The organism is Actinophytocola sp., assembly GCF_036002505.1.
Taxonomy (GTDB): domain Bacteria; phylum Actinomycetota; class Actinomycetes; order Mycobacteriales; family Pseudonocardiaceae; genus DASYTH01.
Map to the genome: position 1 here is coordinate 1 of NZ_DASYTH010000243.1, position 12,292 is coordinate 12,292.

Below are 12,292 nucleotides of genomic sequence, written 5' to 3' on the forward strand. Positions count from 1 at the left end.
ACGAACTGACCGAGGTACAAGAACAGCTCGCCGCCAAGGAGGCCCTGGTCGACCGGTACCTCACCGACCACGAGGGCAACAAGATCGACCGCGAAACGGTCGCCCGCCGGATCGACAAACTCTCCGAACAGATCCGCCAACTGCGTCACCGCAGCGACGAACTGACCTTCCTCACCGACATCGACGACCAGGAGCCCGACACCGGCTACCTAGCCGAGATCCGAGACCGCATCCACGAGATCATCAGCACCGGCACCCCGCAGGAGCGCAAGACGATGTGCGAGGTCCTGGTCGCCGAGCTACGCATCGACGGGGACATCGCCACACCCGTCATCAACGTCCCGCTCGGCCGTGACGACATCCCCGCAAACCTCCAGCCGGAGGTGCACGACACCGCCGCGGAAGCGGTTCGCGTACTTCCACCAAAAGTGGGCCGCCGGGGACTCGAACCCCGCTCTCCGGGGTAAGAGCCCGGAGCATAACCGTCCATGCTCGCGGCCCGCGAGCGGAAGCTGGAGGAGTCGAACCCCCGGGACACCTTGCCCGGCCCGGTTTTCAAGACCGGTTGCCCACCGCTGGGCGCCAGCTTCCACGGAAGTCGGGTTGGCGGGATTTGAACCCACGACCTCTCGGTCCCGAACCGAGTGCTCTACCAAGCTGAGCCACAACCCGTAACGTCGGGACGGCAAGATTTGAACCTGCGACCCCCGCGCCCCCAGCGCGGTGCTCTACCAAGCTGAGCCACGTCCCGATACGCACCCCTGGCGAGAGTCGAACTCGCACATGACGCGGCTTCGTAGGCCGCCGCTCTGTCCATTGAGCTACAGGGGCATGAGTCCCGCCGGATGGTGTCGAACCATCCACCTCCGAGTTATCAGCTCGGCGCTCTCACCACATGAGCTACGGCGGGATGGAGCGAAGGGTGAGGGATTCGAACCCCCGGGCGGTGCTACCCGCTCCGCGCTAGCAACGCGGCGCCTTCAACCAGGCTCGGCCAACCCTTCATGCGCGCCCCGTACCGGGATCGAACCGGTGGCCTCCCGCTCGACAGGCGGGCGCTCTCCCATTGAGCTAACAGGGCAAGGACCAGCCCGGCGGAGCGTCGCCGGGCCGGCGCAGGTCATCCCTTGACGCAGACGACCTGCTTGAGGTGGGCGACGACCTCGACCAGATCGTGCTGGTCGGCCATCACCGCGGTGATGTCCTTGTACGCCGCGGGAATCTCGTCGATCACACCAGTGTCCTTGCGGCACTCCACACCGGCGGTCTGCTCGATGAGATCCTCCTGGGTGAAGGTCCGCTTCGCGGCCGCCCGCGACATCCGCCGGCCGGCGCCGTGCGACGCCGAGCAGTAGGCATCCGGATTGCCGCGGCCGCGTACGATGTACGAACCGGTGCCCATCGACCCGGGAATGATGCCCAACTCGCCTCTGCCGGCGCGGATCGCGCCCTTGCGGGTCACCAGCAACTCCACCCCGCCGTACGTCTCCTCGGCGACGTAGTTGTGGTGCGCCGAGATCGGCTCGTCGAAACGCGCCTGCGGCAAGGCGTGGCGGACAACGTTGCAGAGCAGGGCGAGCATGACGGCCCGGTTGCGGCGGGCGTACTCCTGCGCCCACCACAGATCACGCCGGTACGCCTCCATCTCCGGGGTGCCGGCGACGAACACCGCCAGGTCCCGGTCGGGCAGGCCGGCGTTGTGCGGCAGCGTACGGGCGACTGCGATATGCCGCTCGGCGAGCTCCTTGCCGATGTTGCGCGATCCGGAGTGCAGCATCAGCCATACCCGTCCGGCGTCGCCGCCGCCCTGCTCCAGGCAGATCTCGATGAAGTGGTTACCGCCGCCGAGCGTGCCCATCTGGCGCTGCGCCCGTCCTTCGATGCCGGCGACGTCGGCGCGCAGATCCCGAAATCCCGACCAGAACTGGTCCCATCCGGCGGTGGCAAGGCCGTGCACCCGGCGCGGCCGGACCGGCTCGTCGTGGGCGTTGAACCCGACCGGGATCGCCGCCTCGATCGCGCCGCGCAGACCGGAGAGGTCGTCGGGCAGGTCCGCGTCAACGAGGTTGGTGCGCACCGCGGACATGCCGCAGCCGATGTCGACGCCGACCGCGGCCGGCGCGATGGCCTGCCGCATGGCGATGACGGAGCCGACCGTGGCGCCCTTGCCGTAGTGCACGTCGGGCATCACCGCGACTCCGTCGACCCAGGGCAGGGAGCCGATGTTGCGTAGCTGCCGGGCGGCCTCCGGCTCGATCCCCGCGGGGTCGGTCCAGACCCGCACCGGGGCGCGGGTGCCCGGCAGTAGGGTGTGCGCCATCGTCTCCTCCGTCGCTGTCTGTCGTCGTACGTACCCGGTGGGGGATTCGAACCCCCATCCTCCGCGCTCTGAACGCGGCGCCTCTGCCAGTTGGGCTACCCGGGTGTGGAGTGTCGGGGAGTCGAACCCCCGCGGGCGTTGCTTGCAAGGCGACGCTGTGCACCAGCACCCACCCCGAGAGCCAGCGGCCGGACTCGAACCGGCTACCTCCGCTTTACGAGAGCGGCGCACCACCTGTCGTGCTGCGCTGGCCTGGGAGAGCCGGCGACGGGAGTCGAACCCGCAGCATCTCGCTTACAAGGCGAGCGCACGGCCACCCGTGCTCCACCGGCATCGCGTGCCCTCGGCGCGAGTCGAACGCGCACCGACCAGGCTCTCGACCTGGCGCCTCTACCAGTTGGGCTACGAGGGCGTGAGCTGGGAGCCCAGGATTCGAACCTGGACGAGCTGCTTCAGAGGCAACCATGCTGCCGGTTACATCAGCTCCCATCGCGGCCGGCGGGCCAGGTAGCGAAGCCTCGGCCGGCCGCCTCAGCGCCGGGCGGCGGACAGCGCGGCCCACGTCGGGGCCGTCGGCCGGATCCGCAGCGCCATGCCCGCCTCGGCGGGCGTGGCGTCGCCCTTGCGCTGGTTGCAGCCGCCACAGGCGGCCACGGTGTTCAGCCATGTGTTGCGGCCGCCCCGCGAGCGGGGTAGCGCGTGGTCGATCGTTGTAGCCGTCTGGCCGCAGTAGCCGCAGCGGCGGCTGTCGCGGGCGAGCACGCCGGCCCGGGACCACGCGGGTCCAGCGCTGTACCGCCAGCGGGTGACGACGTACCGGACGAGGCGCACGACCCTCGGTACGGGATACACACCGATGAGCCGGTCCGGCTCGGCCTCGTGGATCTCGGCCACACGGCGGAAGATCATCCGGACCGCGTGGCGGAGGCTCACCTGGTGCAGCGGGCCCAAGTCGGCGTTGAGAACCAGGACTGCGTCCACCGGGATGTCACCTCCCTGGTCGTGATCCGGTGGGATGTGGAGCGGACGACCGGGATCGAACCGGCGACCTTCACCTTGGCAAGGTGACGCGCTACCTGCTGCGCTACGTCCGCGTGAGAGCCGCCGGCCAGGCGCGAACCGGCCACCTCGCCCGTACCGGGGCGTGCTCTAACCGATGAGCTACGACGGCGGGGTAGGTACCGCGAGCGGGATTCGAACCCGCACCTGGACCGGGTTTGAGCCGCCTCTTCCGTTGGGCTACCGCGGCTTGGCGGGTCACCAGGCGCCCCGGGTTCGCCGGGTCCGTCGACCGACCGCGCTCATGCACGTCCTCGCTCCGGGTGCAGGAATCGAACCTGCGTACCCATGATCCAAAGTCATGGTGCCCAGCCAGCAGAGCAACCCGGATCGTGGAGCGGTAGCGGGGACTCGAACCCCGTCTGTGCCTGCTTGGAAGGCAGGTGCCCTACCCGTTGGGCGACTACCGCGAGCGCCAGATCCGGTCACAGTGACGGGAATTGAACCTTCACCCAGCTCCGTGGGCCACGGGCTGCCGGGCGCCACCAGCGGGAGTCGAACCCCGCGGATCTGGTTTACGCCGGGTGCACCCGGTGTCAACGGCCGTAGGGGATTCGAACCCCTGATCTTCGCGCTGAGAACGCGACGAGCTTTCCAGGCAGCTCCAACGGCCCATGTAACATGCGAGGCCGGTGAGGTGGTCCCGACCAGTCCCGCGCCGACGTGCCTGCCCTGGGCGTCGAACCCCGAACGTTCCGGGCTTCAACCGGACGCTGCTACCTCCTGAGCTTGGCAGGCGCGGTGGAAGGTGCCTTTCAACGACATGCCCGCGGCCGCGCCGGGGTCATAGCTCCTCTCGTCTCGGTGGACCTGCCCGGGTTCGAACCGGGGACCTTCGCCCTGCCAGAGCGAAGCGCTACCAACTGCGCCACAAGCCCATCGTCGAGGATGCGCGAGTCGAACGCGCTGCTTCCCGCTCCCAAAGCGGGCCCGGTCACCGTGCCGGACACCCTCGTCCCGCCCAGCCGGCCGGCATTTGTTCACCGACCGGCTGGGCATTCGCTTTCATGCCATCCACTGTGGAGTTCTCAATGATCGTCACCGCCGGCCTGCCGGGGTGTTCGCACGGGCGGCAGGAGTTGAACCCACAACCGACGGCTTTGGAGACCGCTGCTCTTCCAGTTGAGCTACGCCCGTATGGAAGTTATGGAGATACGAGAAACGCCGCCCGATCCCGATGCTGGGTGGGCGGCGTTCGCGCTTCGTGGATCGCGCTAGTCGCGCCACCTATCCAGGTAGGGGCGGTCGCTGTGCAGGTCGACGGGTCGCCCGGATATGGGCGCGCTCATCTCACCGCACAGCGCGCTGCGCCGCGGTTCGATCGAGGTGTGCCACAACATCCGAGTGCTCCCTAAGCTAGTTGGTCTTGCGTGCCGATCTGACAGTAGGGACGACGCCGGGACGGGGCAAGGGATTTCCGGCGGCGAAGGCTCGTTCAGTCAGGGCGGCCGCCGGCGGGTCGGATTCGCCTGGTATCCGCCGGTTGGTACTTGACAACTTCCAGGAGCCGCTGCCGGCGATGCCTGTGCGCCGCTGCCATGACGGAGGACCCAAGGTCGGCCACAACTCGCCCCGCGCTGGTCGTCATCATGCGGACATGATGCGGATGCCGATCGGTCGAACCGACTATCCGCCAACGCGTTCCCCCGCCGAAAGTTCACGGCGACCATCACACACACGGGTGACACCCGGGGCCGACCAGTGGGCGGATCGTCGGCTCAGGCGAAGAGGTTTCGGCCGCGGAGGTGAGGACGATGCGCAGTCTGGGTGTGATCGTGAAACGGTGCGGCTGTATGCAGCCGGGTACCCGACGCCGACGGGGCCGCAGCTGCCCGCGGCTGGCCGAGCGGGGGCATGGCAGCTGGTACTTCCACTGCTCCGTGACCACCATGTTCGGCCGGCGGGAGCGGGTCCGCCGGGGTGGGCTACCCCACGCGCCGCGCGGCCGAGGCCGCCCGCAACGAACTACTCGAGCAGTCTCGGGCCGAGCGCACGACCCAGACCTGGACTGTGGCGCGGTGGCTGCGGCACTGGCTGACCACCAAGACCGGCATGCCGTTGCCGCCGCCAACCCAACTCGCCCGCCTCAGCCCCGGCGGGGCACTTCATTCGTGCCCGAACCCGCAGACCGCGCCCGCCACCGACTCCCATATGACCCTCTGGACACCCACCGCGCATGCAGGTAAGTGCGCGAACCGGCGCGGCACCTGTCGGCTTGATCACCGACAGGTGCCGCGCAGCCCGATTCGAGCGATATGAGCGGGGCCGTAACCCAGGAGGGCGGCCTTGCCGCTCTCCTGGGGTCAGGTCAGGGAGCGACAGTCGTGAAGAACACGTCTGTCGGGTTGGTGGGGGCGCTTACAGCCGTGCTGAAGAACGGCATGAAGGTCGAACCGGCGCTGGTCAGACCTTCATAGTCACCGAGGAAGTATCCGCGGGCCACCGGGGCCTGCTCGATGTCGAATGAGGTCGGTGTCAGCCGGTTCTCCGTCCAGGTCGCACCGCCGTTATGGGAGTGGGCCAAGAACGCGTCGGTCAGGGCTCCCGGAGCTGGCGTGTTGTTCCGGAAGTCGTAGTAGGAGACGCCGACCGTCCCGTCTGCCGCTACCTCGACTGATGGGGTGAAGGCTGCCACGGGCACCGGGGTCTGGTTCACCTTGATAGGCGTCGACCAGGTACGCCCGCCGTCGGTCGACTTCGACAGCGCGACGTCGTCACGGAGACCGCCGCTGAAGCGGGAGTCGTTCCAGACGACGTAGAGGGTGCCGGTTGTGCGATCGACAGCCACGTCGGGAAGTCCCGCCCCCGCCCGAACCGCCGCACCAGTGTCCGGGTCACGCACCGCCACTGATTGGTCAGTCGAGATGTCGATCACGTTCGACCATGTCAGCCCCTTGTCGGTCGAGCGCATCAGCGACTCGGTGAACTGGTTCGGGGACGGCTGACGCCCCGATCCGTTAATGAGTTCGAAGACGTCGACCAGCGAGCCATCCGGGAGCACCGCGACCTGGTTACCAATCGTGAACAGGTTCGCGTTGGTAGGCATGATGTTCCGCGGCGCGGACCACGTCGCTCCGCCATCCGTCGTCCGCGAGAACATGGCAGGCCCGCGGAACGCGGCGGAGCGCAGCGCGTTGAAGTCGGCGTTCTCGCTGGGGAAGCGGCTCCGATCCCAGACGGCGTAAACGTACGACGCCTTCGGGTCTGCGGTGATCGACTCCTTGTCGTTGAAATGGAACGCCGACCGCTCGCTGATCAGCGTTGTGGGCTCGCTCCACGTGTCGCCCCCGTTGGTGGACTTGCTAACGAGGACCGCGGAGGTCAGGAGGTCAGCGCTCGCCGAGAGGCTGATGAAGTACGCGTCGCCGTTCGCCGCGAACGTCACCCACGGATCGGACGAGCGGTCGTAGTTCCCTCCATTCGCGGTGGTGCCGCCCGCGCAGGTGCTGAAGTGCGGCCACGTCTCGGTCCAGGTCTGGCCGCCGTCGTGCGTAACGGCCGCGATGATGCCGTGAGCACCGCCGTTATCCCAGCGGTCCTGCTGGAAGACGCCGATGATGTTGTTCCGGTTCGTCGGGTTGACCGCGACGAACGGCTCCACCTCGGAATTCGGGTAGTTCGTGCCCGGCCCACCGACGCTGCAGGTGGCGAACGGGCTCGGCCCTGTGGTGAGGACGAGTGGTCCTTGTGTGTACGTGCCGGCCGCCGCCGGTGTGGCGACCAGGACGACGACGACCGCTCCCGCGAGCGAGGCGAAGAGCCCGCGCCAAAGGGTTCGTTTGGCTTGCATGAAACCATCCCCTCGTGTTTCTTGTTGTGCTCCGATACCCCGCGCCTCCCCTCGTCAACAGGGAGTCTTCTCCTGGCGGCGTATGGGGTCAATCAATAACGCCTTGCCGACGGCAGCATCCGCCCAAAGGCTAGTTCTGGCGAAGTCGTGAATCTCGAGAAATAGCTGCAATATTAATACTTTTTACCTCGACGATAAGGAGTATTTCCTTCGAAAAAGGGTGAGCTTAAGAAATCCAGAGACGAAGATCTCTGGCAGCTCTTCTTTGACGAAAACCGGTGGATTTTCAGCTTTGGTCTCTCAGCTCAGCTCTTACTGGGATGGGATGAGCAGAAGCTTGAGCGAGTAGTTGCTGGCGCATCAGTTGCTGGAGCGGGCAAACGTGCAGACGCTTTAATGAGAACAGCCGGCCTCATAAGTTCACTATGCTTGGTGAAGATCAAATTACCGACTACGCCACTTCTGGCACAGCAGCGCCATAGGCCAGAGGTATGGCACGCAAGCGCCGAGCTATCGAGCGGTGTTGCGCAGTCGCACGTCACTGTTGAAAAAGCACGTCGAGCAATCGGCACGAAGTTGTTGGTAGAGATTCTGACGGGTTCGAAACAGGCATCAGCGCATTTGCATCCCGACCACGTTCCTACCTTCTGGTTGGCAGCCTGGATCAGTTCCTAAGCGCGGACGGTCGCGTCAGCGACGAAAAGTACTTAAGCTTTGAGCACTATCGCAACTCGCTAAAGGAAGCCTGAAATCATTATATGACGAGCTGTGTCTACGCGCGACAAACCTTCTTCAGCTCGATGAGAAATAGCCTCCTTGTTCGACAACTGGCCCGGTACGACCGCTGCAGCCAGCCCTTCGGCCAACGACGTCCGAACCGGCCGTGGAACCCGCTGTACAGCACTGAAGTACAGCAACCGTAAGAGCCGAACCAGGCCGAACAAGACCGGATCATGCTGGTTGACCTCGCAAGCGACCCCACCAACCCTCACCGCCAGTAGTTCACACCGAAGCGATCACTACTGAGCTGCCTACTGCAAAGATCAAGGTAGCACTGAGCCGCCACGGTCTTTCCGGACAGGTGGACCAAGTAGAATTGGTTGATCTGGAGAGGAAAACAGTTGTCACGCGCGAAGACGAGTTTCTCCCCGCAGTTTAGGGAAGAAGCGGTGATGCTGGTAATCGAGGGATCGCGCCCGATCGCCTCGGTTGCTCGTGAACTCGGCATCGGGGAAGGCACCCTGGGGAATTGGGTCGCCGCGTACCGGCGCGAGCACGCCGGCGACGAGCCGCCGCTGAACATCAGCGAACGAGAACGGCTGCGTCAACTCGAACGCGAAGCGCGGGAATTACGCATGGAGAACGAGTTCTTGAAAAAAGTGGCCATGACCGCGCGGTTCGCGGTCACCGGGCGGTATGAGAATCTGCCGGTCGCCGTCCGGGCCGACGTCGGCGCGGCTTGATGCTTCGAGCTCGTAAAAAAGTGTGACGCTGGGGCTTGAGGAACCGGTGACTGCTGCCTTGAGCGCGTATCTCAGACTCTTCTGATCGGCAGGTCCCTCCCGGACGGTCGCATGGGTGGACCGTAACAGGGAGATGGGTGTGGATGTTCTGGTGGAACGCTGCGCGGGGCTGGATGTACATCGCGACAGCGTGGTGGCCACGGTTCGGGTTCCGGGCAAGCGGCGGGGTACTCGTCGTGGTGAGACACGCACGTTCGCCACGACCATCGCGGGGCTGACCCGGATGGCCGACTGGCTGGTTGGTGAGCACGCGGTCACGTTGGTTGGGATGGAGGCTACCGGCGTGTACTGGAAGCCGGTGTTCGCGATACTGGAACCGGAGTTCGGGGTGGAGTGCTGGCTGCTCAACGCGCAGCACATGCACAACGTGCCGGGCCGCAAGACCGACGTCGCTGACTCGGTGTGGATTGCCCAGCTCATCGAGCATGGTCTGGTGCGGCCGAGTTTCATTCCCCCGCCGGCGGTGCGTGACCCGCGGGATGTGACCCGGTTGCGGACCGCGGTCACGCAGGAACGCACCCGGTGCATCCAGCGGCTGGAGAAAGATCATGCAGGACGCCGGGATCAAGCTGACCTCGGTGGCGTCGCAGGCGTACTCCAAGACCGCGCGGGCGATTACGGTCGCCTTGGTGGCCGGGGTCGGCGACCCGGTCGAGTTGGCGGCGTTGGCCAAGGGACGGCTGCGGTCCAAGTCCGACCGGCTTGTCGAGGCGCTGGCGAACCGGTTCCGGGTCACGCACCACGGCGTGATGGTCCGGCGGCTGCTCGGGCACATCGACAGTCTTGACGAGCAGTTGGCCGGGTTGGACGAGAAGATCAACGCGATGGTGGCGCCCGTCGCGGATCTGGTCGAGCTGGTGTGTACGATCCCGGGGGGCACCGAACACGGCGCACGTGCTGTTGGCCGAGTGCGGCTGGGGCATGTCGGTGTTCTCCTCGGCCGGGCACCTCGCATCGTGGGCCGGGATCTGCCCGGGCAACAACGCCTCCGGCGGCAAACGGTTCAGCGGCACCACCCGTCCCGGGTCGAAGTGGCTGCGTAAAGCGTTGACCCAGGCGGAGCAGGCCGCTGCCCGCGGCAAAGGCACCTATCTGGCCGCGCACCACGCCCAGATCCGTGGGCGGCGCGGCTCGGCCAAAGCGATCGGTGCCACCCGTCACGACATCCTGGTCGCCTATTGGCACATCGTTCGTGACCGGGTGCCGCATCGGGAACTGGGCCCCGATTGGACTACTCGCCGCTTCTCCGTTGAACGCCGCACCAATCGGCTGGTCAAACAACTGGAAGCTCTCGGCGTGAAGGTCACTATCGAGCCCGACGCCGCATAACCCATCGGTGGTGAAGCCGCAGTCGTCGAGGCCCCCAACCTGGACGACTGCCTGACGCGTGCCCGTGATGGCTGGGGGATTCACATCTCAGCCGAGGCGTACTTCGCCCGGGATCATCGGTGAGCGACACGTTCGAGTTCATCGACGCCGAGTACGCGGTCTCCTCCAAGAACGATCATCCCACACCGTCGATCGTGCAGATGTGCGCGTGGCTGGACGTCCCGATCCGGATTCTATGACTGGCGGAACAAACCGGAATCCGCCACGACCCGGCGGCGTGAAGAACGGCCGACGGCACCTACGGCTACCGGCGCATCCATTCCGACCTGGCCGACCACGGCGTCGTGTGCGGGCTCGAGCTGGTCCGGGCGTTGATGCGCGAGCTGGGCTTGCGGCCCTGCCAGCCGCTCCCGCGACGAGCGCGTGACGCTCATCGCAGCGGTGGTCCGCGGCGCTGTGTCCGGTGCCGTCCGTACCGTCGCCACATGGATTCTCGACCAGCTACACCGGTAGCGCTCTGTCAGGCCGCGCCAAGGGGCCGCGCAGCCGGCCCCTCGGCACGGCCCGTAACCGCCTATACGTGACGTCGAGCCCCGCGAGGTCCGTCACGGGTGTAACGATCAATCCGGGATGACCTTGGGAACCACCCGCCACGGGAAGCCCGCGGTGCCGTTTCGTCCATCCAGTCCGCCCAGCGCCCGAACCGTACGTTGGCTCCAGAGCACACCACGAACACACAACCGTCCACTATAGACATGAAAACGACTCCGATCCGGTAAGAATTACCAGGTCAGAGCCTTGATAACGGGTGCGCCGCGTAGGACTCGAACCTACAACCCGCGGATTAAGAGTCCGCGATCTTGAATATCGCTGGCTGACGCTTGATACCACCGCGTGACGTTTTGGCTGGTGAGGAGGCCGACGGTATGCCACGGCGTGCCGTCGGCCTCCGCACTGTGTCGGGACATCCGGTCTCCCATTGGTCTCCCATGGCGCCGGCTACGTTGTTCACCACCGACAACGGCACACCGCTGCACCCGGGCTGGCTCACCCGCCGCTTCCACCACTTGGTGGTCAACTCCAACACCAGTTGCGCGGGCCTGCACCGCCAACTTGGAGGGGCGGTCCGGCGGAGGAATCAGAGGGCGAGCATCGCGCCGGCGACCTTGTCGGCCGCGGCGTCCCGCAGGGCGGTGCCCATGTCGTCGAGGACGAGCAGCCGCGCGGCGGGGATCGTGGCGGCGAGCGCCTCGCCGTTGCCGACCGGGAAGAACGGATCCACGCGGCCGTGCACGACGAGTGTCGGCAGGGTTAGCTCGCCGAGGCGCTCACGCCACCGCGGCGTGCAGTCGAGCCGGGCGAACACCATTCCGAGTTGATTCGCCTGCTGCACAGCGGATTCGCTCGACGGTGTGCGGTCCCAGATCCGTGCCGCGGTCGCGCGTGCCTGCTCCGGGTCATTGCCAAGCAGCTCGGCGCCGTCGGCGGCGAACGCGGCGACAGCGGCTCGGTCGGTCCAGTCGGGCATCGGGCGCGAGAACACCGCTTGCATGGTCGCCGCGTCATGGTCCGGCAGATCGTCGTCGACCGGGCCGGGCGCGACTGGTCGGGTGCTCACCAGCGTCAGGGCCGAAAACGCCTTCGGATGGTCGAGCGCGGCTACCTGAGCGACCATCCCGCCGACCCCGACGCCGCCGAGGTGAGCCGTCACGGCACCGAGCGTGTCGACAAGCGCCGCCGCATCGGCGGCGAGATCGCGCAGACGGTACGCCGGTGCCTCCGGGTCGAGGGTCGTCGACGCTCCGCAGTCGCGCAGGTCATAGCGGACCACCCACCGGCCACCCGCCGCGAGCCGCTCACACACCGAGTCGGGCCACGACAGCATCGTGGTCCCGCCAGCCAGCAGCACGAGCGGATCGGCATCGCGGCCAAAGGTTTCGACGCCGAGTTCGACGCCGTTCGTCCGCACGGAGGTCATCGTGCTCATTGTTGTTCCTTCCCATCGGCTCGGATCCACTACTGCTCCTGACCCGAGATCCACCCGAAACTCATCGGCATCGTCTGCGAGCCGGGTACGCATGCGGATCCCTTGTGGGACCGGATGATCTTCAGCCATAGGCGTACGGCCGGGGTTCCGCTTACGGCAGCGGCATCAATGTCGGCAAAGACTCCAGACGCGCAGCTTGGTCGACTCCTTCGCCCATAGCGTCGGTTTTGCCGGTCAATGTCCGGTCAGCTCGGCGACGACAGGAGCGAGCGCATCAGCGGCGT

The 12,292-nt window shown here is 66.4% G+C and carries 7 protein-coding genes, 22 tRNA genes and 3 pseudogenes; 6 read left to right on the top strand and 26 right to left on the bottom strand.

All coding sequences use genetic code 11. The features are described 5' to 3' along the window. Window positions 1–429: 429 nt before the first annotated feature. The 24 genes from VGR06_RS22065 to VGR06_RS22180 form a co-directional block, all read right to left on the bottom strand. Window positions 430–501: transfer RNA gene (locus tag VGR06_RS22065), tRNA-Lys, on the bottom strand. Between the two features lie 97 nt (window positions 502–598). Next, a tRNA-Pro gene (locus tag VGR06_RS22070) sits at window positions 599–672 on the bottom strand. Between the two features lie 5 nt (window positions 673–677). After that, a tRNA-Pro gene (locus VGR06_RS22075) sits at window positions 678–751 on the bottom strand. Between the two features lie 5 nt (window positions 752–756). Continuing rightward, window positions 757–831: transfer RNA gene (locus VGR06_RS22080), tRNA-Arg, on the bottom strand. A 5-nt stretch (window positions 832–836) separates the two neighbouring features. Continuing rightward, window positions 837–910: transfer RNA gene (locus VGR06_RS22085), tRNA-Ile, on the bottom strand. Between the two features lie 6 nt (window positions 911–916). Then, window positions 917–1,004, bottom strand: a tRNA-Ser gene (locus tag VGR06_RS22090). 5 nt (window positions 1,005–1,009) lie between these two features. Then, window positions 1,010–1,081 (bottom strand) — tRNA-Asp (locus VGR06_RS22095). Between the two features lie 39 nt (window positions 1,082–1,120). Continuing rightward, window positions 1,121–2,320 (bottom strand): RtcB family protein, encoded by a 1,200-nt coding sequence (locus tag VGR06_RS22100; RefSeq protein ID WP_327561026.1) that lies wholly within the window; start codon window positions 2,318–2,320, stop codon window positions 1,121–1,123. 31 nt (window positions 2,321–2,351) lie between these two features. Further along, a tRNA-Leu gene (locus VGR06_RS22105) sits at window positions 2,352–2,425 on the bottom strand. Between the two features lie 74 nt (window positions 2,426–2,499). Continuing rightward, window positions 2,500–2,572 (bottom strand) — tRNA-Thr (locus tag VGR06_RS22110). Window positions 2,573–2,579: 7 nt separating this feature from the next. After that, window positions 2,580–2,652 (bottom strand) — tRNA-Thr (locus VGR06_RS22115). 6 nt (window positions 2,653–2,658) lie between these two features. Further along, window positions 2,659–2,732: transfer RNA gene (locus tag VGR06_RS22120), tRNA-Leu, on the bottom strand. 5 nt (window positions 2,733–2,737) lie between these two features. After that, window positions 2,738–2,809: transfer RNA gene (locus VGR06_RS22125), tRNA-Gln, on the bottom strand. Window positions 2,810–2,851: 42 nt separating this feature from the next. Beyond that, window positions 2,852–3,301 carry an HNH endonuclease gene (locus tag VGR06_RS22130; RefSeq protein ID WP_327561027.1) on the bottom strand — a complete coding sequence of 150 codons (450 nt, stop codon included), beginning with the start codon at window positions 3,299–3,301 and terminating at the stop codon, window positions 2,852–2,854. A gap of 37 nt (window positions 3,302–3,338) precedes the next feature. Then, window positions 3,339–3,414 (bottom strand) — tRNA-Gly (locus tag VGR06_RS22135). A 5-nt stretch (window positions 3,415–3,419) separates the two neighbouring features. Beyond that, a tRNA-OTHER gene (locus VGR06_RS22140) sits at window positions 3,420–3,491 on the bottom strand. 8 nt (window positions 3,492–3,499) lie between these two features. Further along, window positions 3,500–3,569 (bottom strand) — tRNA-Leu (locus tag VGR06_RS22145). A 67-nt stretch (window positions 3,570–3,636) separates the two neighbouring features. Continuing rightward, window positions 3,637–3,709, bottom strand: a tRNA-Gln gene (locus VGR06_RS22150). A gap of 3 nt (window positions 3,710–3,712) precedes the next feature. Then, a tRNA-Gly gene (locus VGR06_RS22155) sits at window positions 3,713–3,789 on the bottom strand. Between the two features lie 129 nt (window positions 3,790–3,918). Continuing rightward, window positions 3,919–3,993, bottom strand: a tRNA-Glu gene (locus VGR06_RS22160). A 191-nt stretch (window positions 3,994–4,184) separates the two neighbouring features. Next, window positions 4,185–4,257: transfer RNA gene (locus VGR06_RS22165), tRNA-Ala, on the bottom strand. A gap of 4 nt (window positions 4,258–4,261) precedes the next feature. Further along, window positions 4,262–4,334, bottom strand: a tRNA-Pro gene (locus VGR06_RS22170). A 109-nt stretch (window positions 4,335–4,443) separates the two neighbouring features. Further along, window positions 4,444–4,516, bottom strand: a tRNA-Trp gene (locus tag VGR06_RS22175). Window positions 4,517–5,687: 1,171 nt separating this feature from the next. Further along, window positions 5,688–6,980, bottom strand: coding sequence for a sialidase family protein (locus tag VGR06_RS22180; RefSeq protein WP_327561028.1), 1,293 nt, complete (start codon window positions 6,978–6,980; stop codon window positions 5,688–5,690). A 438-nt stretch (window positions 6,981–7,418) separates the two neighbouring features. Between VGR06_RS22180 and VGR06_RS43945 the strand changes: the two are divergent. The 6 genes and pseudogenes from VGR06_RS43945 to VGR06_RS43955 form a co-directional block, all read left to right on the top strand. Beyond that, a pseudogene (locus VGR06_RS43945) lies at window positions 7,419–7,844 on the top strand (Shedu anti-phage system protein SduA domain-containing protein); the annotation flags it as partial. Between the two features lie 446 nt (window positions 7,845–8,290). Further along, window positions 8,291–8,632 carry a transposase gene (locus VGR06_RS22185; protein ID WP_327561029.1) on the top strand — a complete coding sequence of 114 codons (342 nt, stop codon included), beginning with the start codon at window positions 8,291–8,293 and terminating at the stop codon, window positions 8,630–8,632. A gap of 133 nt (window positions 8,633–8,765) precedes the next feature. Continuing rightward, window positions 8,766–9,221, top strand: a pseudogene (locus tag VGR06_RS43950) (IS110 family transposase); the annotation flags it as partial. A gap of 19 nt (window positions 9,222–9,240) precedes the next feature. Beyond that, the gene (locus VGR06_RS22190) at window positions 9,241–9,735 is read left to right on the top strand and encodes a hypothetical protein (RefSeq protein ID WP_327561030.1); all 495 of its coding nucleotides are present in this window, start codon (window positions 9,241–9,243) and stop codon (window positions 9,733–9,735) included. Then, on the top strand, window positions 9,620–10,021 hold the full coding sequence (locus tag VGR06_RS22195) for a transposase (protein ID WP_414637308.1): 402 nt from the start codon (window positions 9,620–9,622) through the stop codon (window positions 10,019–10,021). The genes VGR06_RS22190 and VGR06_RS22195 overlap by 116 nt, the downstream gene beginning before the upstream one ends. A 98-nt stretch (window positions 10,022–10,119) precedes the next feature. After that, window positions 10,120–10,440, top strand: a pseudogene (locus tag VGR06_RS43955) (IS3 family transposase); the annotation flags it as partial. Window positions 10,441–10,830: 390 nt separating this feature from the next. Here VGR06_RS43955 and VGR06_RS22200 read toward each other — a convergent pair. Together VGR06_RS22200 and VGR06_RS22205 are read right to left on the bottom strand one after the other, a co-directional pair. Next, window positions 10,831–10,915 (bottom strand) — tRNA-Lys (locus VGR06_RS22200). 244 nt (window positions 10,916–11,159) lie between these two features. Then, complete coding sequence (locus VGR06_RS22205) at window positions 11,160–12,008, bottom strand: alpha/beta hydrolase (protein WP_327561032.1); 849 nt, start codon at window positions 12,006–12,008, stop codon at window positions 11,160–11,162. Window positions 12,009–12,292 lie beyond the last annotated feature (284 nt).